Raw genomic sequence first — 17,863 nt, 5'->3', positions numbered from 1 at the left:
CCCTGTTGGCGCGTCGACGACAGGCTTGATCCTGAAGCGTCTCGTCCCTCACCCCTGCCCTCTCCCGCACGGGAGAGGGAACCTGTCGCGCCGCGTCGCCAAAGTCGGTGTCAGACACAGACATGGGACTATCGTGGCTCGGCGTGGCGCGCATAGCTTCCTTCCGGCGGCCAAACGCTACCGTGCCGTCGATGAGCGACGCGAAGATTTCGACGGGTTTCGTGAACCGGGCCTCAACCGCGCCGGGCTTTCGCGCGCGATGGTGAACGAAGCTTATCGGCATGCGCTTGGTTACCTTGCGGAAAGCATCCTGACCGTTCCGACCAGTTGCGCAACACTCGTTTAAGCCGCCTCTGCGACCGTCCGGAAGTCGTTCGAAAGTCGAACCGGAGGCGCGAGGGACGCGGAAACGCGTACTCGCGGCGTGTGCCAGCCTTGCGTATTAAAAAAGTCCTGACTTCCTTGATCGACGACCGTCTCGCGGGGCTGGTTCACGCCTCCGCGGCCGACGATGCCGCGGCCCGATGCCGCCATCAGCGGTTCCTCGTGTCGCGCCTCGCCACGGGCGCCGTGATGATGGTCGGGCTGCCGCCCTACCTGCTCTGGCGCGGCGTGCCCTCGGGCATCGAGGTTCTGGCGATCGCGAGCCTGCTGCTGCCGGTCTTCGCCGCGGTGCTGCTCGTCCGGACCGGATCCCTGTGGCTCGCCCATGCGATCTCCTCCGCGGGGCTGACCGGCATCGTGATCGCGCTGGCGAGCGTCACGGGGGGCGTCGCGTCCCCGGCCGCGGTCTGGCTTGTGGCGATCCCCGTGGAGGCGCTGATCTCCGGCTCGCTGCGCGCGACGCTGGCGGCCGCCGCCGTGGCGGTGCTCGGCGTGCTGGCGGTGGCCGGCCTCGACGGCGTCGCGACCGCCCTGCCGATGATGGACATCTCCGCCGGCCTCGCCCTGCCGGCCTTCGCCCTCACGGCGATCGGCCACGTCGCCGCCCAGGCCGTGGAGCACAAGCGCAACGAGGCCGCGTGGCGCGAACGGCTGCGCGACAACGAGGCCCGGGACCGCCTGCTGCTCTCGGCGATCGACGACCTCGTGACCTGGCACGACCGCAACGGCCGCGTGGTGGAAGCCTCCGTGTCGGCGACCCGGCTGCTGGGCAGCGATCCCGAGCGCCTGCACGGCCACGGCCTCCTGGAGCGGGTCCATGTGGCCGACCGGCCGGCCTTCCTCAAGGCGGTGAGCGACGTGGCGGCCACCGGCCGTGCCGCCACCCTGCCCCTGCGCCTCCATGTCGAGGCCGGACGGGCCGACGGCGCGCGCCTGATCCACGCCGAGATGCGCGCCCACCGGATCGCGAGCGGGCCGCATGACGCCGCCACCGCGGTGGTGGCGGTGACCCGCGACATGACGGAGCACCACCGTTACGCCGAGGAGCTGGAGCGCGCCCGCGCCGAGGCCGAGCGGGCCGACGCCATCAAGGGCCGGTTCCTGGCCAACGTCACCCACGAGCTGCGCACGCCGCTCAACGCGATCATCGGCTTCTCCGAGGTGCTGGCCGGCGAAGGTGCGCCCAGCCTCAGCGCGGATCAGGCGCGGGACTATGCCGGGATCATCGGCGCCTCCGGTCACCATCTGCTCGGCGTCGTCAACACGCTCCTCGACATGAGCCGGATCCAGAGCGGCAATTTCGACTACGCGCCGGAGGCGTTCGACATCGCGGGCCTGCTGCAATCCTGCTGCGACCTGATCCGCCTCCGGGCCGAGGCCGCCGGCGTGACCCTGGCGGTGTCCGCCTCCGGCCCGGTCGAGATCACCGCCGATCCCGGCGCGTGCCGGCAGATCCTGATCAACCTCATCTCGAACGCCGTGAAGTTCACCCCGCGCGGCGGCCGGGTCGAGATGGCCCTGCGCCGCGGGGTCGACGGCCTCGACATCGTGGTCGCCGACACGGGCTGCGGGATCGGCGCGGAGGACCTGTCGAAGCTCGGCACGCCGTTCTTCCAGGCTGGGGCCGGCGACTACAAGCGCCAGCACGAGGGAACCGGACTCGGCCTCTCGGTGGTGCAGGGGCTGGTCGGCCTCCACGGCGGCACGCTGCGGATCGACAGCGCGCCGCAGGCCGGCACCGTCGTGACGGTGACGCTGCCCCATCAGTGCCGGGCGCCCGAAGCCGCCAGCAGCCCGGCCCCGATCCGCACCGCCGTGCGGGGCGTCCCCGCGCCGCGCCGGGTCGTGCGCCTGCCGCTCGGCCTGTTCGACGCGGAGCCGAACGCCGAGCCGAGCACCCGATCGGGTTCGGCTTTGCGCCGCGCCGGCTGAGACGATCCCCCGGAAGGAGACCCGATGTCAGGCTACCGCGAGATCACCGTACCGGGCGAAACCGGCCGGGCGCGCCGCCCGGCCGTGCGGCGCCAAGCCGTTCAGGGCGACTGGCGCTCCGTGCTGGTCGGCGCGCTGAAGGCGACAGGGCACTCCTGTCGGAACAGCCCCGGCACCGTCCTCGGCAGCCTCGCGGGTCTGGGGGCGGCAGGCTTCATCTGCGTCAACGCCCTCGGCTACCAGGCCCACCGCCATCCGGCCCCGATCCTGCCCAAGCTCGCCCAGAAGGCGCCGCCCGCGCGCGAGGCGGCTCCGCCCGCCAGAGAGGCCGCCCGGGAGCCGGTCCGCGAGATCCCGCGGGATCCGGTCCGCACCGAAGCCGAGAAGGCCCCCGCCAAGCCGGCAACCCGGGACACGATCGGCGAGCTGATCCGCGCCGACGAGACCACGGCCTCGGTGACCCCGAAGGCCGCCCCGGCCCGGCTCGCCGCGAAGCCGGCCGCCAGGGAGCCTGCAAAGGAAGCGCCCAAGGAACCTGCCAAGGAATCTGCCAAGAAGGCCGAGGCGGAATCCGACCCGGTCCTGCGGGCCCAGAAGGCGCTGTCGAAGCTCGGCTATCCGGTCAAGCCCGACGGCGCGATGGGCCCCGATACCCGCGCGGCGATCGAGAAGTTCGAGCGCAGCGCCAAGCTGCCGGTGACCGGCGAGGCCACGGGCCGGACCCTGCGCGCGCTGATGACCCGGGCGGGCCACGGCTGAGACGCGGCTTGAGTAGGACCCACGCCGGATACGCTCCGGCGCGGGTAGGGATCAGGCGGCTCAGTCTTGCGTACCGGTGAAGCGGCAGATCGTCTTGCAGCGCGGCCCGCCATTGGCCTGCCAGGACTTCGCGTGGCCGATGGAGCCGGTCATGTCCTGGGTCGGGTTTCCGCCCGGTCGGTGGACCACGATGTTGCACGGATCGCGCGGGGTCCGCTGGTAGCGCGGGCAGGATGCGGCGGGCCGCCCCACCATCAGGTCCATGAGTGTCTGCGCAGCGACGGGCGACGACACGGTCAGCATACACAAGCAGGCGGCGATCTTCGTGAGGCATGAGGTTCGTCTCTGCATAGGCCTGCTTCTTGAAGCGTCGGATAATGCTTCCCCTTTCGGCTTTTTGCCCAGTTAACCAGCATTCAATACTATGAATTTGCGATAGAACACAGCGTCAATGGCAGATTTAATCCCGAAAAATCCGAACTTTACCGAAGGATTATTTGGGGCGTCGAACCGTGTGGCGCCTTGGGACCGCGCGCGTTGCCAGGGCGCGCTGGATCGCGCATCCCGGGCGTGTTCCCGAGAGGCTCCTTCGATGCGCCTGCGTTCCGATTTCTGGATTTCGGCCCACCTGCGCCGCCTCGACGTCGCCGGCATCCCGGCGGTGCTGCGTCGACGGGGGGCGGCCGAGGCGGGCGCGATCTTCGTGAAGGTCGACCGCCTCGACGGCAGCGCCGATCTCTACGGGCCGGCGCCGCAGGCCCTGTTCGAGGCCGAGGAGAGCGGCGACCGCCGCTTCGCCGCCATCGTCACCGGCGGCAGCCCCCTCGACGTGGAGGAGCGGCTCACCAAGGAGATCCGGTTCGATTCCGACCTCTGGATCATCGAGATCGACGACCGGCAGGGCCGGCATTTCTTGGATCTGGCGGAGTGATTCGCGGCCGGCCGATCGGCTTCGCGCACGGGACGCGAGACAACTGGGCACGGGTCGGATCGCCTCTCCAACCCACCCCCCTCATCCTGAGGCGCCGGAGCGCAGCGGAGGCCTTGAAGGAGGCTTCCAGCCAGCCGTGCGATCCCTGGAGCCCTCCTTCGAGGCCCGCTCAGGCGGGCACCTCAGGATGAGGTCGTGGGGTGGATCCCTCGATCGTCTTGCCACGCGGTGCTGTCGCACACCCTGGTCCGTGCGCACAGCGAAGCAAGCCGGGGCCCCACGCCTCCGGCCTGCTTCGCCGCCTTCGCGACGACGCGAGCGTCAGCCCTCGATGATACGCTCGTCGAGCTTCCGGTCGACGGTCTGGACCGTGCGGTCGATCTCGGCGTTCGGCGCGCCGAGCTGGTGCGAGATCAGCTTCACCAGCAGGTCGACGCGCTCGATGTAGGGCGCACCGTTCGCCACCGCGCGCGCCGCCGAGGAGGGCTTCAGCAGGCTCTCGGCCGCCTTGGCGTATTTCTCGAACGGCACCTGATCGGCCGGATCGGCGCCGAGCTTCCGGGCGATCCCGTCGACGTGGTCGTAGATCGCCCGGGAGCGGGCGAGATCGCCGTGCACCGCGTCGTGGATCGATTGGGGCTCGCCGGGCGTGATGCAGCGGTAATTGCCGGTGAGCAGCATCGACCACTTGGCGAGCGGCACGAACAGCGAATCGAACACCTTGAGCTTCACCGGCACGTCGTGCCCGTCGAGGCGCACGGCGTCGATATCGGCCTCCAGCTCGCGAAGCAGGGTGTTGTGCGCCTCATCGGCGAAGGTCGCGGCCTTGAAGTTCGTCGGCAGGCCGACATGGAGGACGTTGGCCTCCTCCTCGGGCGGCCGGAAGGCCTGCGGATCGGGGGAGCACAGCGACACAAGCCCCGGCTCGAACCGGTCCCACACGCCGGCATTGGTGTAGGCGTCCTCGAGATCCATGGCGGCCAGCGCCGGGATCCGCTTGAGGTAGGGCAGCGGCGGCATGTTCATGATCGACAGGCACGGCAGATTCGCTGCCGCGATCTTGATCATCAGCACGCGGATCGTGTGGTTGTTGTACTGCGGCTCCTGCATGGCGAGGCCGACGAGGTCGTAGCGCGAGACGTCGACATCCTCCGGGGGCATCGCGTCGACCTTGCCGGGCAGGTCGCGGGAGAAGATCGCCCGATGCTCCTTCTCGTCGCGGAGCTTGATGCGGACTTCGGTGCCCTCGCGGTTGATCAGGTCGGCGGTCTTGCGCCGGCAGACCAGGGTCACGTTGTGACCGGCCATCAGGAGCTTGGTGCCCAGGAGCGAGCCATAGGAGGCCCCCAGGATCAGGATGTTCTTGGCCACGTCGTTCCTCCCCAGCATTGAGACTTGCTGTGTGTTGTCTGGCTGCTGGGAACAGCGCGTGCACGCCACGGCCCCCATCGCACCCGCGATGGATGGCAGCCGGACGAGAGGAAGGCAAGTCTTCTGGTATACCTAATCCCAAAGGTGTTGTGACGCCCTGCAAGTGACAGGCGCGGCGAATCCTATCCCCACAGATCCGGCGTGGGCGGATACATGAGGCTTCCCTCGTAGCGCAGCGGCGTGTCGCGGTCGCGGGCAAGCAGCAGCGGCCCGTCGAGGTCGACGAAATCGGCGTCGTTCGCCAGCAGGGCCGCCGGCGCCATGCCGAGCGAGGTGCCGAGCATGCAGCCGACCATGATCGAGAGCCCCCGCGCCTTCGCCTCCCGGGCGAGCAGCACCGCCTCGGTCAGGCCGCCGGTCTTGTCGAGCTTGATGTTGATCGCGTCGTAGCGTCCGGCCAGTGCGTCGAGGCCGGCGCGGTCGTGCAGGCTCTCGTCGGCGCAGATCGGCACGGGATGCGGGATCTCGGCGAGCAGGGAATCGGCGTCGGCCGGCAGTGGCTGCTCGATCAGCGCGACGCCGGCCTTCAGGCAGGCGGCGAGGTTGGCCTCTACGTTTTCTGGCCGCCAGGCCTCGTTGGCATCGACGATCAGCCGCGCGTCCGGCGCCCCCGCCCGGACGGCGGCGATGCGCTCCGGGTCCCCTGCCCCGCCGAGCTTCACCTTCAGGAGCGGTCGGTGGGCGGCCTTGCGGGCGGCCTCCTCCATGCTCTCCGGCGCGCCGAGGCTCAGCGTGTAGGCGGTGATGGCCGGCTTCGGCTCGGGGAGCCCGGCGATGGTCCAGGCGGGGCGGCCCTGGAGCTTGGCTTGGAGGTCGAACAGCGCGCAATCGAGGGCGTTGCGCGCCGCCCCGGCCTTCATGCGGGTCATGAGTTCGTCGCGCCCGATCCCGGCCGCGATCGCCTCCCCCTGCCCCTCGATCAGGGCGCTGACGCTCTCGACGCTCTCGCCGTAGCGCGGATAGGGCACGCACTCGCCGCGCCCGACTCCGTTCGCGTCCGTGATGGTGGCCACCACGACGGCGATCTCCGTGCGGCTGCCGCGGGAGATCGTGAAGGCCCCCGCGATGGGGAAGCGCTCGACGGTCAGCGTCAGGCGGCGGGCCATGTCAGGCTCCCGGGAAGTCGGCGACGATCCGGTCCACCAGCCCGTCGACGCCGAAGCGCACCGGGTCGGTGGCGGGCAGGCCGTGCTCGGACCCAAGCTTTTCGAGGAGCGCCCTCGCCTCGCCCTCGGCCAGCGCCTGGGTGTTCACCGCGATGCCCACCGGCTTGATGGCGGGATTGGTCAGGCTGCCGAGCTGCACGGTGAGGTCGATGACCTGCTGAATGCTCGGCAGCGGATGCTTCACGCCGCGCATGTTGGTGCGGGTCGGCTCGTGGCAGATCACGAAGGCGTCGGCCTGGGCCCCGTGCAGCAGGCCGAGGCTGACCCCCGCGAAGGACGGGTGATAGAGAGAGCCCTGGCCCTCGATCAGGTCCCAGTGGTTCGGCGCCGCGTCGGGCGAGATCGTCTCGACGGCGCCGGAGATGAAGTCGGCCACCACGGCGTCGATCGCGACGCCCTTGCCGGAGATGAACACGCCGGTCTGGCCGGTGGCGCAGAAATCGGCATCGAGGCCCCGCGCGCGCATGGCCTGCTCCAGGGCCAGCACGGTGTACTTCTTGCCGACCGAGCAATCGGTGCCGACGGTCAGCAGGCGCCGGCCCGTCCGCTTGGTGCCCTTGCCGGTGGGAAAGCGCTCGTCGGTGTGGCGCACGTCGTGGAGCTGGCGGCCGCGCCGGGCGGCGGCTTCCGCGATGGCCGGCACGGCGCCGAGCTTCACGTGCAGGCCGCTCGCCACGTCGAGGCCGGCCTCGATCCCCGCCACGATCTCCTTCACCCAGTGATCGGGCAGCACGCCGCCGGCGTTCACGACGCCGATCACCAGGGTCCGGCAGCCCTTCGCCAGGGCTTCGGGCAGGGTCATGTCGGGGATGCCGAGATCGGCGGCGCAGCCGGGCAGGCGCATCTGGCCGATGCACCATTCGGGGCGCCAGTCCTTGATCCCGTAGGCGGTCTTGGCCGCCAGCGTGTCGGGCACGTCGCCCAGGAACATCAGGTAGGGCGTGGCGATCTGCATCGGTCTTGCAACCTTCTCCGGAGGCCGGCGGACCGTCTATGCGGGATCGCGACCGTTCGGCGCAATGCATGAGGCCGGCCAGGACGGTGGACGTCGTGCCGAGTCCGGGTTTCGAAAGGTCGAGACCTTTCGCGGGTCCAGGGCGGAGCCCTGGTGCCGGACTTCGTCCGGTATCGGGCTCCGCCCGCTCGCAGGGTTCCACCCTGAGCACCCGCCCAAGGGTTTCAGCCCTTGGGAAACCCGGTGTTCTCGGTCAAGGATACCCCCGCTCAGGCAGCGCGTCGTCGCGCGACCTGCGCCTCGTTCGCCACCGCATCGACGGGCGACAGCACGCCGGTCGCCCGAACGAGACCCTCGGCGCCCGCCAGCGCCCCGGCACGCAGTTCCAGGCCGAGGAAGCGCGCGCGCTCGAACGGGCCCGGCAGGGTCAGGCCCTCCGCGAGCGCCCGGTCGAAGCCGAAGCGGGCGTAATAGGGCGCGTCGCCGACCAGCAGCACGGCGCCGTGGCCGAGCGATTCGGCCCGGCCGAGGGCCGCCTGCATCATCACCGAACCGAGGCCCTGGCCCTGGATCGCCGGATCGACCGCAAGCGGCCCGAGCAGCAGCGCCGGGCGGGCGTCGCCGGTCTCGACGTGCCACAGCCGCAGGGTGCCGACGAGGCGGCCGCGCCGGGTCGCCGCGAAGGCGAGGCCGCGGGCGGGCAGACGGCCCTCGCGCAGGCGCTCCGAGGTCTTGGCGCGTCGATGGCCGGGAAAGCACGCGTCGAGCAGGCGCTCGCGCGCCGGGACGTCATGCAGGTGCTCCGCGCGGATCTCGATCATGACAGGGCCCTCCCCGGGGCCGACATGCGGGAGAAGCGAAGGATCGTCCCGGTGGGCGATCAGGGCTGGCCAGCGCTTCCGGAGAAACGACAGCGGCCCTTAACGCCGCATGACCGCAGACGGGTTCCGGACCAACGGCGTCCGTGCGTCCCCATCATGCCGCCAGCGACCCACCGGAAGCGGTCTCGGACAAGCGCCGCCCGGAGCATCCCGGGCGGCGCGCGCGATCAGATCACGATCTGCTGAAGGGGCGGGAAGCCGTTGAACGCCACCGCTGCGTAGGTGGTGGTGTAGGCCCCCGCGCCCTCGATCAGCACCTTGTCGCCGATCGAGAGCGAGACCGGCAGCGGGTAGAGCTGCCGCTCGTAGAGCACGTCGACTGAATCGCAGGTCGGGCCGGCGATGACGCAGGGCTCGGTCGCCTCCCCGTCCCGCGCGGTGCGGATCGGGTAGCGGATCGCCTCGTCCATGGTCTCGGCGAGACCGCCGAACTTGCCGATGTCGAGATAGACCCATCGGACCTCGTCCGCGGCGGCCGACTTCTTGGACACCAGCACCACTTCCGCCTCGATCAGGCCGGCATTGCCGACCATGCCGCGGCCCGGCTCGATGATCGTCTCGGGGATCCGGTTGCCGAAATGCTTGGTGAGCCCCCGGAAGATCGCCTCGCCGTAGCTCTCCACGCCCGGCACCGCCTTGAGGTACTGGGTCGGGAAGCCGCCGCCGAGATTGACCATCGACAGGCCGATGCCGCGCTCCGCGCACTCGTGGAAGACCGCCGCCGCGGAGCCGAGCGCCCCGTCCCAGGCCTCGGTGTTGCCCTGCTGCGAGCCGACATGGAACGAGATGCCGTAGGCCTCCAGCCCCTGGCGGTGGGCGTGCTCCAGCACGTCCGCGGCCATCTCGGGCACGCAGCCGAACTTACGCGAGAGCGGCCAATCGGCGCCCGCGCCGTCGCACAGGATGCGGCAGAACACCCGGATCTCGCCGGTCGGCACACCCACGGACTCCGCGGCCCGGGCGATCTTCTCCACCTCGGCCTGGCAATCGACCGCGAACAGGCGGATGCCGAGGGCGAGGGCGCGGCCGATGCAGCGCTCCTTCTTGATCGTGTTGCCGAAGGAGATCCGGTCGGCGGTGGCGCCGGCGGCCAGCACCATCTCCATCTCGGCGACCGACGCCGTGTCGAAGCACGAGCCCATCTCGGCGAGCAGGCGCAGCACCTCCGGGGCCGGGTTCGCCTTCACGGCGTAGAACACCCGGGTGTCCGGCAGGGACCGCGCGAAGGCGGTGTAGTTGTCGCGCACGACGTCGAGATCGAGGACCATCACGGGGCCCTCGTCCTGACCGAGGTCGCGGCGCACGCGCAGGTAGTCACGGATGCGGTCGGTCATAGTCGTCTCCCGGCACGGGTTCGCGGGCGCCCTACGCGGGGCGCGCTGTCGAAGATGACGGCCAGGACCGGCCGTCGGCGTCAGGGGGCGGTGCGTCGCGCGGACCCACGCGTGTTGGAGACGCGTGCGTTCGAGCGGGCGCAGAGCACCCGGAAGCTGCCGTGGATTGGAAGGGAGGACCCCCACCGCACGCCGGGCAAAGAGAAACAAGCCTCTTCGGTGCCGGCCTGTGGAGGGCCGACGAGACCAAAAAAGCCCGTTCGTCGTTGCTTTAAGCTGCGTCCCCCGTGGAGAGCGGGGTTCGCCGGTTTCGCCTCCGGCTGCCGGTTGTTGTCGGGGTCCGGTGTTGCCACCTGGATGCCGGCCGTAGGGATCCACCCTTGCGACCATCGATCCTTTAAGACCCCTGGCGGCTGTCCGGCAGTTGACCGGATGCCCACCAACCGACACGCGGCCACAGGCACGTGCGAAATTGGGCAAGGCGCGTATATGGGGAACACCCCGCGCGGGCAAGGCCGATACAACCTGCGGGGCGGGGTTTTTCGCCCGTCATCCACACCCGGCACCGGACGTTGCAAAAACAGCGCAGGCCGGGTGCCCGGGCGGGCTTCCCAAGGGCGACGGAAGCAGGCATCTGACGGCAGGGTGGCGTATCCGGGCGGGTGAGCGATGGGCGGGCCGAGCAGATCCACCGTGACGGCGCCGGCGTGAGCGCTCCCCTCCGCAACCCGGTCGGCGCCGGGCTTCCCGAGCCGACGATCCGCACCGCGACGCTCGCCGATCTCGACGCCCTCGTCGCCCTGGAACACGCCGCCTTCGCCACCGACCGGGCCGAGCGCCGGGCAATCCGCCACGCGATCCTGTCGCCCACCATGGACGTGCTGGCCGCGCTGATCGACCCGCCGGACGGGGATCCCACGTCGGTTCTGGTCGGCGCCGCGGTGCTGGAGCGACGGCGCAGCACCCGGATCGCCCGCCTCGCCTCGATCGCGGTGGCGCCGAATCGCGGCGGCCTCGGGCTCGGCGGCAAGCTCCTCGACGCCGCGGAGGACCGGGCGCGGGCCAACGGCTGCGACCGCCTGCGGCTCGAGGTTCGCTCCGACAACGGGGCCGGGATCCGGCTCTACGAGCGCCGGGGCTACACCCGCTTCGCGGTTCGGCCCGATTACTATGAGGACGGCATGGAGGCGTGGCGCTACGAGCGCGCGCTGTAACGCGTCGCCGCCGCGTCAGGCCGTCGCCCGGGCGCGGCGCCGCTCCGGCCCCGGATGGTTCGTGTCCGGCTGCCGGCGCCGGTCCATCGGGCCCTGCCGCAGCGTGAAGACGAAGTCGCGGACCCGCACGTCGATCTCCGTCGATTGGGTGCGCAGGGTCCGGGCAACCCTCAGCACGCTGCCGGCCGTGGACTCCGTCTGGGCCGCCACGGTGCGGACGCCGGTGACGGTCGCGGCCAGCTGACCCGTTCCGTCGGCGGCCATCTGGACGGAGCGGGCGATCGCGCGGGTCGCGGCCTCCTGCCGGCCGACCGCCGCCGCCACGCTCGCCGCGGCCTTCAGGATCGCCTCCATCAGGCCGGACACCGCCTCGTTGGCGACCACGGCGCGGCGCGTCCCCTCCTGGATCTCGGCGACCCGCGCGGCGATGTCCTGGGTGGCCCTGGCGGTCTGCTCGGCCAGCGCCTTCACCTCGCCCGCCACCACGGCGAACCCCTTGCCGGCCTCCCCGGCCCGGGCCGCCTCGATGGTCGCGTTGAGGGCGAGCAGGTTGGTCTGCTCGGCGATCGCCTGCACGGCGGCCACCACGGTCCCGATCCGCTCCCCCGTGACCGCGAGCTCGCGCACCTGCGCGGCCGTCTCCTGCGACGTCGTGCTGCCCTGGCGGACGGTCTGCGACATCCCCTCGATCTCGCGCCCGATCTCCTGGATCGAACCCGAGAGCTCGTCGGTGGCGGTCGACACGGCCGACACGTGCTCCGAGGTCTCGGCCGACACCGTCGAGGCGACGTCGGCCTCGCCGGCCGTCCGGGTCGAGACGGCCGCCAGCGCCTCGGCCATCTCGTCGAGCTGCGCGGTATCGCGCGACACCGCCGCCACCACGTCCCGGATCTTCTCCTGGAAATCGGCCAAAGCGGCCTCGATATGCGCCGTATTCCGTGCCTTCTCGGCGGCGGCGGCCTTGGCCTCCTCCTCCAGACGCTGGCGGGCCAGGGCCTCCTCCCGCAGGGACTGGACCGCACGCGCCATGGCGCCGATCTCATCGCGCCGATCGAGGGCCGGAACCTCGCGATCGAGCCGGTGCCGCCCGAGGTCGATCAGCACGCTGGTCAGGGTGGCGGCTGGCCCGGTCGCCCGCCGCAGGACGATCCAGCAGAACGCCACGCTCAGCGCCATGGCGACGGCTGCGATGACCAGGACGCGCTCGAACAGCGTGTCGAGCGAGGCGAGGAAATCCGCCTTCTTCACGCCGACATACAGAATCCCGATCGCTTGGCCGTCGATGTCCCGGATCGGCTCGTAGCGCGTCATGTAGGTCGTCCCGAGGATGTCGGCCTCGCCGCGATAGCCCTTCCCCTGCCCGATGACAGCCGCGTAGGCCGGACCCTGGCCGAGCTTGGTCCCGATCGCCCGGCTCCCGGTCGCCGTCATCACGTTGGTGGCCACCCGCGTGTCGCCGAGGAACACCGTCGCGGTGCCGCCGAGGACGTCCTTCACGCGGTCCACCGCCGGATCGTCGGCGCCGATCGCGTGCGTGCCGAGATGGAGCTTGCCGTCCTGAACCGAGAAGAACGCGCCGGGCCCGCCCTCGTCGGCGAGTTTCTGCTCCAGCAGGCGGAGATTGGCATCGAGCGCTTGACCGGCGCGCCGCATGATTTCCGCGCGGATCTCCACGTACAGCAGCCCGGTCACGACCCCCATCGAGACGACCAGCAGAACGGTCACCAACATGCCGATCCGGAACGACAACGATTCCGTGAATCGCATCCAGCGTTTCAGGCCCATGCTGACGGTTCTCCGACGAGACCGCCAAGGCATAGCCGCAGGAAACACAAATAACAAATTCCTTCGCCCGACGATAAATTTGCTTCTATTATTTAATATTACTGTTCAAAAGCAGACGTTATAATGATGTCCGGACCGGATTTCAGCTTTCCTTGGCATGATCCGACGGCAAGACGCCCCACCCATGGTCCATGCGCCGCCTACAATTCGGCGCCTGTGCATCGCGGCCGGGCGACATGCCAAGCGATCGGTCAGATCCGGCCTGGACCTGTCGCGGTCCGGCGGATCCGACGATGCCGCCCGCGGCCGGCCACCAGGAGTGGTCTCTGCCGCGCTGTTGCCCCGTTAAAGGAGTTTTACGGCCGCCGCGCTACATTCCGCGCACTGCCCGGGGGTCCCCGCCGCCCATGTCTTGCCGCTCCAAGTTCTGCCGCTCCAAGTTCTGCCGGTCATGGCCGTAATCGCCGCCTTCATCATCAATGCGGGGCTCAACTTCGTCCTGGGCCTGCTGATCGCCAAGCTGCTCGGCCCGGCCGATTTCGGGCGGTTCGCCCTGGCCACCACCGGGGCGACCGTGCTCAACACGGTGCTGTTCGAGTGGCTGCGCCTCTCGGCGACGCGCTTCTATTCCGGGCGGGTGCGGGTCGACGAGCCGTGGATCCGCCACGGGCTCGACCGGGCCTACCTGCGCGTCGGCCTGCTGCTGCTGGCCGCCGCCGCCCTGTGCGGCGCCTTCGGCTTCGCGGACGGTGCCGACGGGCGTGAGGCGGTCCTGTGCGGCACGGCGCTCGCCGCCCTCGGGATCGGCGTGTTCGACTATCACGCCGCGCTGGCGCGCGCCCGATTCGACGGCAAGCTCTATCTCGGCCTCGTGGCGGTGAAGAACGTCCTCGCCTTCGGGTTGATGGCGGCGGCGGCGTGGTGGCTGCCGCAGCCGGCCTGGGTTCTGGCGGCGGCGGGCGTGAGCCAGTTCCTGGCGGTCGTCCTGCTGCGCCGGCCCCTGCGCGACCCGCACGCCCCGTTCGAGCGGCCGCGCCTCTCGGCGACCTGGCGGGTCTTCGCCCGCTACGGCCTGCCGCTGATCGCCGCCAACACCGCCTATCTGAGCGTCGCCTTCATCAACCGGGGCGCGATCGCGGGCCATGCCGGCTTCGCGGAGGCCGGCTATTTCGCCCTCGCCGCCGACGTGACGTCGCGGGCGCTGATGACGCTGGGCACCGCCCTCGACCTGCTGCTGTTCCAGCTCGCCGTCCGGGCCGAGGAGCAGCAAGGCCGCGCCGCCGCCGAGGCGCAGGTCGCCGCGAATGCCGGCATGGTGTTCGCGCTGCTGGCGCCCTGCGCGGTCGGCTTCTGGGCCGTGCTGCCGGCGCTCCAGGCGCTGGTGGTGCCCGATGCCTATCGCGGGCCGTTCGAGAGCTACAGCGTCGCGCTGATGCCGGGCCTGTTCTGCCTGACCATGATGTTCTACGCCCTCAACCCAGTCTTCCAGATCCGCCGCCGGACCCTGCCGGTGATCGCCTCGGCGCTGATCGGGCTCGCGGTCAACGGCGTGGGCCTGCTGGTCCTGCCGGATCGCCTGGGCGGGATCGGGGTCGCGGTGGCGCAGAGCACAGGGCTCGCCGCCGCCGGGCTGTGGCTCGGCTGGCGCGCCCTCACGGGCCCGGAGCGCGTGCACCTGCCCTGGGGCTCGATCGGGGCGGCCGCGTTGGCCTGCGCCGCCATGGGCCTGACGCTGGCGCCGTTCCGCCACCTCCCGCCGGCCACCGCCCTGGCGGTGCTGGTCCCGGCCGGCATGGCGCTCTACGGGGCCCTGGTCTGGATCTTCGACATCGCGGGGCTGCGCCGGCAGGTCGGCGCCCGGCTGCGCCCGGCGCGGGTGGCGGCGGCGGAGTAGATCAGCCGCAGCCACGAGGAATACGAGCCGCTGAAACCCCGCGACGCCACCTCCGCTTGAATCCGATGCCGGTTAAGGCGACACCCGTCCTGGAATAGGTCCAAGATACACCAGGGCGGAAACGATGGGCGTCTACGAGCCCGGCACCGAGGCCGAGGCCGCCGAGATCGTGCGGGCAGCGGCGGAACGCGGCGAGCGGCTGCGACTCGAGGGCGGCGGCACGGCCGCGGGCCTCGGGCGTCCAGCACAGGACACCGCGACGCTCTCGGCCAGGAAGCTCACCGGAATCACGCTCTACGAGCCCGCCGAGATGGTGGTGGCGGCCCGGGCCGGGACGCCCCTCGCCGAGGTCGAGGCGCTGCTCGCCACGAAGGGCCAGATGCTGCCCTTCGAGCCGATGGATTTTCGCGGCCTCTACGGCACCACCGGCGCGCCGACCTTCGGGGCGGTCGCGGCGATCAACAATGCCGGCCCCCGGCGGATCAATGCCGGCGCGGCCCGGGACAGCCTGATCGGCGTGCGCTTCGTCAACGGGCGGGGCGAGGCGATCAAGTCTGGCGGGCGGGTGATGAAGAACGTCACCGGGCTCGACCTCGTGAAGCTGATGGCCGGCGCGCACGGCACCCTCGGGCTCCTCACCGAGGTGACCTTCAAGGTCCTGCCGGCGAGCGAGCGCGTCGCCACCCTGGTCTTCTCCGGCCTCGACGATGCCCGGGCGGTGACCGCCCTGTCGGAGGCCCTGGGCTCGCCCTTCGAGCTGACCGGCGCCGCGCACCTGCCGGCCGGGATCGGCGCCCCGGAGGCGCGCACGCTCATGCGCTGCGAAGGGTTTTCGGAGTCGATCGACTACCGGACGGGCGAGTTGCGCCGCCTGCTGAAGCGCTACGGCCAGCCGGAGATCGTCGACGGCGCGGCCGGTGCCGTCCTCTGGCGGGGCGTGCGCGATGCCACGCCCCTCGCCGAGCCCCGGAACACGGCGCTCTGGCGGATCTCCACGGCGCCGGGCCACGGGCCGGCCCTGGCGGCCGCGGTGGCGGTCGAGCGGGACGCGCGCTGGTTCTTCGACTGGGGCGGCGGCCTGATCTGGCTCGCCACCGGTGCCGAGGGCGATGCCGGCGCGGATGCAATCCGCCGGGCCGTGCGGGCCCGGGGCGGCCACGCGACTCTGGTGCGCGCCCCCGACGCCGTGCGGGCCGCCGTTCCGGTGTTCGAGCCCCTGGCCGAGCCGCTGATGCGGCTCTCCGCGGGCATCAAGGCGGCGCACGATCCGGCCGGGGTGCTGAACCCGGGGCGGATGTACGCGCAGGTTTGAGGTTCATCCCCTCCCCCTTGCGGGAGGGGTCAGGGGTGGGGGTGGTGCAGAAGGCACCGCGTCGCCCCACCCTGCACCGCCCCCACGCGGGATCTGCGATCCCCAAACTCCTCCCCGCAAGGGGGAGGAAAGCGGGCAGGACGAGAGAGTAGGCAGGAAGAGACCGTGCAAACCAACTTCGCCCCCGCCCAGCTCGCCGATCCCGCCATGGCGGCCTCGGAGAAGATCCTGCGGACCTGCGTGCATTGCGGCTTCTGCACGGCGACCTGCCCGACCTACCTGCTGCTGGGCGACGAGCTCGATTCCCCGCGGGGCCGCATCTACCTGATCAAGGACATGCTGGAGGGCGGCAAGCCGGCCTCGCCGGAGGTGGTCAAGCACGTCGACCGCTGCCTCTCCTGCTTGTCCTGCATGACGACCTGCCCGTCGGGCGTGCACTACATGCACCTCGTCGATCACGCCCGGACGCATATCGAAGAGACCTACGCGCGCCCCGCCGGCGACCGGTTCCTGCGGGCGCTGCTGGCGCAGGTCCTGCCCTATCCGAACCGCTTCCGCCTCGCGCTCGCGGCCGCCAAGCTCGGCGCCCCGTTCCGCGGCTTGGTGGCCCGGCTGCCGCGGGTCGGCAACCGCCTCGCCGCCATGCTCGACCTCGCACCGGCCGGGATGCCGCCCCGGGAGCCGACCAACCGGCCCGGCCGGTTCCCGGCGGCGACCGGGACAGCCTCCAAGCGCGTCGCCCTGCTGCGCGGCTGCGCCCAGAGCGTGCTGCGGCCCGACTTCAACGCGGCGGCGATCCGCTTGCTCAACCGGCACGGGGTCGAGGTCGTCCACGCCCAGGAGGGCTGCTGCGGGGCGCTGACCCACCACATGGGCAAGGCGGAGTCGGCCCACGCGCTGGCCAAGCAGGCGATCGACGCCTGGGACGCCGAGATCGCCAAGGGGCTCGACGCCATCCTGGTCACGGCCTCGGGCTGCGGCACGACCATCAAGGATTACGGCTTCATGTTCCGCGACGACCCGGCCTATACCGAGAAGGCGAAGCGGGTCTCGGCGCTGGCCAAGGACGTCACCGAGTACCTCGCGCTGCTCGATCTCGCCCCCGTCGCCGAGAACGACCTCGTGGTAGCGTACCATTCGGCCTGCTCGATGCAGCACGGCCAGGGCATCCGCCTGGAGCCCAAGACCTTGCTCAAGCGCGCGGGCTTCACCGTGAAGGACGTGCCCGAGGGCCATATCTGCTGCGGCTCGGCGGGGACCTACAACATCCTGCAGCCGGAGCTCGCCGCGAAGCTGCGCGCCCGGAAGGTCGCCAACATCGAGCGCGTGCGCCCCGACGTGATCGCCACCGGCAACATCGGCTGCGCCACGCAGATCGGGAAGGGCACCGGCATCCCGATCGTCCACACGGTGGAGCTGCTCGACTGGGCGACCGGCGGCCCGAAGCCCGCCGCGCTCGCCGGGATGGCGCCGCGGCTGGAGGCGGCGGAGTGATCCCACCCTCCACCTCATCCTGAGGCGCGAGCGCAGCGAGCCTCGAAGGAGCCCTCCGGCCGGCCGCGCGATCCCTGGAGGGCTCCTTCGAGGCCTCCGCTCCGCTGCGGCGCCTCAGGATGAGGGAATGGGTTGGATGACCCGTCCACGCGCAGACGCATCCCGTGACAGCCCCGTGACATCTATTCACGGTTGACCCTTGCCAAATCCGCGCGGCGGTCTGTAATGATGTCGACCCCTTTCCGGTCCCGCCGGCCGCCGCAACGGCCCGCGGACGCAGCCGAATTCCTCGCGAAAGCGGCGGCGGTGTCGCGGCGGGCCCTGTCGGTCCGTCTGGCGGCGACGGGTGTCGTCCCCGATCGGACAGGTGTCGCACGTCGCGGCGGATCTC

At 71.1% G+C, this 17,863-nt stretch carries 14 protein-coding genes; 7 read left to right on the top strand and 7 right to left on the bottom strand.

The annotated features are described in order from the left end of the window. Window positions 1-426: 426 nt before the first annotated feature. Window positions 427-2,316, top strand: coding sequence for a PAS domain-containing sensor histidine kinase (locus AAHG09_RS23995; protein WP_342110025.1), 1,890 nt, complete (start codon window positions 427-429; stop codon window positions 2,314-2,316). A gap of 24 nt (window positions 2,317-2,340) precedes the next feature. Beyond that, the gene (locus AAHG09_RS23990; RefSeq protein WP_342110024.1) at window positions 2,341-3,075 is read left to right on the top strand and encodes a peptidoglycan-binding domain-containing protein; all 735 of its coding nucleotides are present in this window, start codon (window positions 2,341-2,343) and stop codon (window positions 3,073-3,075) included. 60 nt (window positions 3,076-3,135) lie between these two features. Here AAHG09_RS23990 and AAHG09_RS23985 read toward each other — a convergent pair whose 3' ends face one another. After that, window positions 3,136-3,426, bottom strand: coding sequence for a hypothetical protein (locus AAHG09_RS23985; protein ID WP_342110023.1), 291 nt, complete (start codon window positions 3,424-3,426; stop codon window positions 3,136-3,138). A 241-nt stretch (window positions 3,427-3,667) separates the two neighbouring features. Between AAHG09_RS23985 and AAHG09_RS23980 the strand changes: the two genes are divergently transcribed. Further along, complete coding sequence (locus AAHG09_RS23980) at window positions 3,668-4,006, top strand: DUF1491 family protein (protein ID WP_342110022.1); 339 nt, start codon at window positions 3,668-3,670, stop codon at window positions 4,004-4,006. Window positions 4,007-4,327: 321 nt separating this feature from the next. Here AAHG09_RS23980 and AAHG09_RS23975 read toward each other — a convergent pair whose 3' ends face one another. From AAHG09_RS23975 to AAHG09_RS23955, 5 genes are all read right to left on the bottom strand, one after another. Continuing rightward, window positions 4,328-5,377: a ketopantoate reductase family protein gene (locus AAHG09_RS23975; RefSeq protein WP_342110021.1), complete on the bottom strand. Its 1,050-nt coding sequence runs from the start codon at window positions 5,375-5,377 to the stop codon at window positions 4,328-4,330. A 182-nt stretch (window positions 5,378-5,559) separates the two neighbouring features. Continuing rightward, on the bottom strand, window positions 5,560-6,543 hold the full coding sequence (gene dgcA, locus AAHG09_RS23970) for an N-acetyl-D-Glu racemase DgcA (RefSeq protein WP_342110020.1): 984 nt from the start codon (window positions 6,541-6,543) through the stop codon (window positions 5,560-5,562). Between the two features lies 1 nt (window position 6,544). Then, on the bottom strand, window positions 6,545-7,558 hold the full coding sequence (dgcN, locus tag AAHG09_RS23965) for an N-acetyltransferase DgcN (RefSeq protein WP_342110019.1): 1,014 nt from the start codon (window positions 7,556-7,558) through the stop codon (window positions 6,545-6,547). Between the two features lie 269 nt (window positions 7,559-7,827). Beyond that, window positions 7,828-8,379, bottom strand: a complete 552-nt coding sequence (locus AAHG09_RS23960; protein ID WP_342110018.1) for a GNAT family N-acetyltransferase — start codon at window positions 8,377-8,379, stop codon at window positions 7,828-7,830. 227 nt (window positions 8,380-8,606) lie between these two features. Beyond that, complete coding sequence (locus AAHG09_RS23955) at window positions 8,607-9,773, bottom strand: type III PLP-dependent enzyme (protein WP_342110017.1); 1,167 nt, start codon at window positions 9,771-9,773, stop codon at window positions 8,607-8,609. Between the two features lie 707 nt (window positions 9,774-10,480). Here AAHG09_RS23955 and AAHG09_RS23950 point away from each other — a divergent pair. Next, window positions 10,481-10,987, top strand: a complete 507-nt coding sequence (locus AAHG09_RS23950) for a GNAT family N-acetyltransferase (protein WP_342110016.1) — start codon at window positions 10,481-10,483, stop codon at window positions 10,985-10,987. A gap of 15 nt (window positions 10,988-11,002) precedes the next feature. Here AAHG09_RS23950 and AAHG09_RS23945 read toward each other — a convergent pair whose 3' ends face one another. Further along, complete coding sequence (locus tag AAHG09_RS23945; protein WP_342110015.1) at window positions 11,003-12,718, bottom strand: methyl-accepting chemotaxis protein; 1,716 nt, start codon at window positions 12,716-12,718, stop codon at window positions 11,003-11,005. A 505-nt stretch (window positions 12,719-13,223) separates the two neighbouring features. Between AAHG09_RS23945 and AAHG09_RS23940 the strand changes: the two genes are divergently transcribed. From AAHG09_RS23940 to glcF, 3 genes are all read left to right on the top strand, one after another. Next, window positions 13,224-14,666 carry a lipopolysaccharide biosynthesis protein gene (locus tag AAHG09_RS23940; RefSeq protein WP_342110014.1) on the top strand — a complete coding sequence of 481 codons (1,443 nt, stop codon included), beginning with the start codon at window positions 13,224-13,226 and terminating at the stop codon, window positions 14,664-14,666. 124 nt (window positions 14,667-14,790) lie between these two features. Beyond that, on the top strand, window positions 14,791-15,978 hold the full coding sequence (gene glcE, locus AAHG09_RS23935; RefSeq protein WP_342110013.1) for a glycolate oxidase subunit GlcE: 1,188 nt from the start codon (window positions 14,791-14,793) through the stop codon (window positions 15,976-15,978). 165 nt (window positions 15,979-16,143) lie between these two features. Further along, window positions 16,144-17,472: a glycolate oxidase subunit GlcF gene (gene glcF, locus AAHG09_RS23930; RefSeq protein WP_342110012.1), complete on the top strand. Its 1,329-nt coding sequence runs from the start codon at window positions 16,144-16,146 to the stop codon at window positions 17,470-17,472. The last annotated feature ends 391 nt before the right edge of the window (window positions 17,473-17,863 follow it).

It is taken from the genome of Methylobacterium guangdongense (assembly GCF_038442355.1).
In the GTDB taxonomy this organism is placed as follows: domain Bacteria; phylum Pseudomonadota; class Alphaproteobacteria; order Rhizobiales; family Beijerinckiaceae; genus Methylobacterium; species Methylobacterium guangdongense.
Note: the sequence above shows the minus strand (reverse complement) of the source record. Positions and strands in the feature narration are given on the sequence as shown.

Coding starts and splice junctions, on each gene's coding strand:
- AAHG09_RS23980 (WP_342110022.1), top strand. CDS start 3,668: ATGCGCCTGCGTTCCGATTTCTGGATTTCGGCCCACCTGCGCCGCCTC.
- AAHG09_RS23945 (WP_342110015.1), bottom strand. CDS start 12,718: ATGTTGGTGACCGTTCTGCTGGTCGTCTCGATGGGGGTCGTGACCGGG.
- glcE (WP_342110013.1), top strand. CDS start 14,791: ATGGGCGTCTACGAGCCCGGCACCGAGGCCGAGGCCGCCGAGATCGTG.
- AAHG09_RS23985 (WP_342110023.1), bottom strand. CDS start 3,426: ATGCAGAGACGAACCTCATGCCTCACGAAGATCGCCGCCTGCTTGTGT.
- AAHG09_RS23990 (WP_342110024.1), top strand. CDS start 2,341: ATGTCAGGCTACCGCGAGATCACCGTACCGGGCGAAACCGGCCGGGCG.
- dgcN (WP_342110019.1), bottom strand. CDS start 7,558: ATGCAGATCGCCACGCCCTACCTGATGTTCCTGGGCGACGTGCCCGAC.
- AAHG09_RS23955 (WP_342110017.1), bottom strand. CDS start 9,773: ATGACCGACCGCATCCGTGACTACCTGCGCGTGCGCCGCGACCTCGGT.
- AAHG09_RS23960 (WP_342110018.1), bottom strand. CDS start 8,379: ATGATCGAGATCCGCGCGGAGCACCTGCATGACGTCCCGGCGCGCGAG.
- dgcA (WP_342110020.1), bottom strand. CDS start 6,543: ATGGCCCGCCGCCTGACGCTGACCGTCGAGCGCTTCCCCATCGCGGGG.
- AAHG09_RS23940 (WP_342110014.1), top strand. CDS start 13,224: ATGGCCGTAATCGCCGCCTTCATCATCAATGCGGGGCTCAACTTCGTC.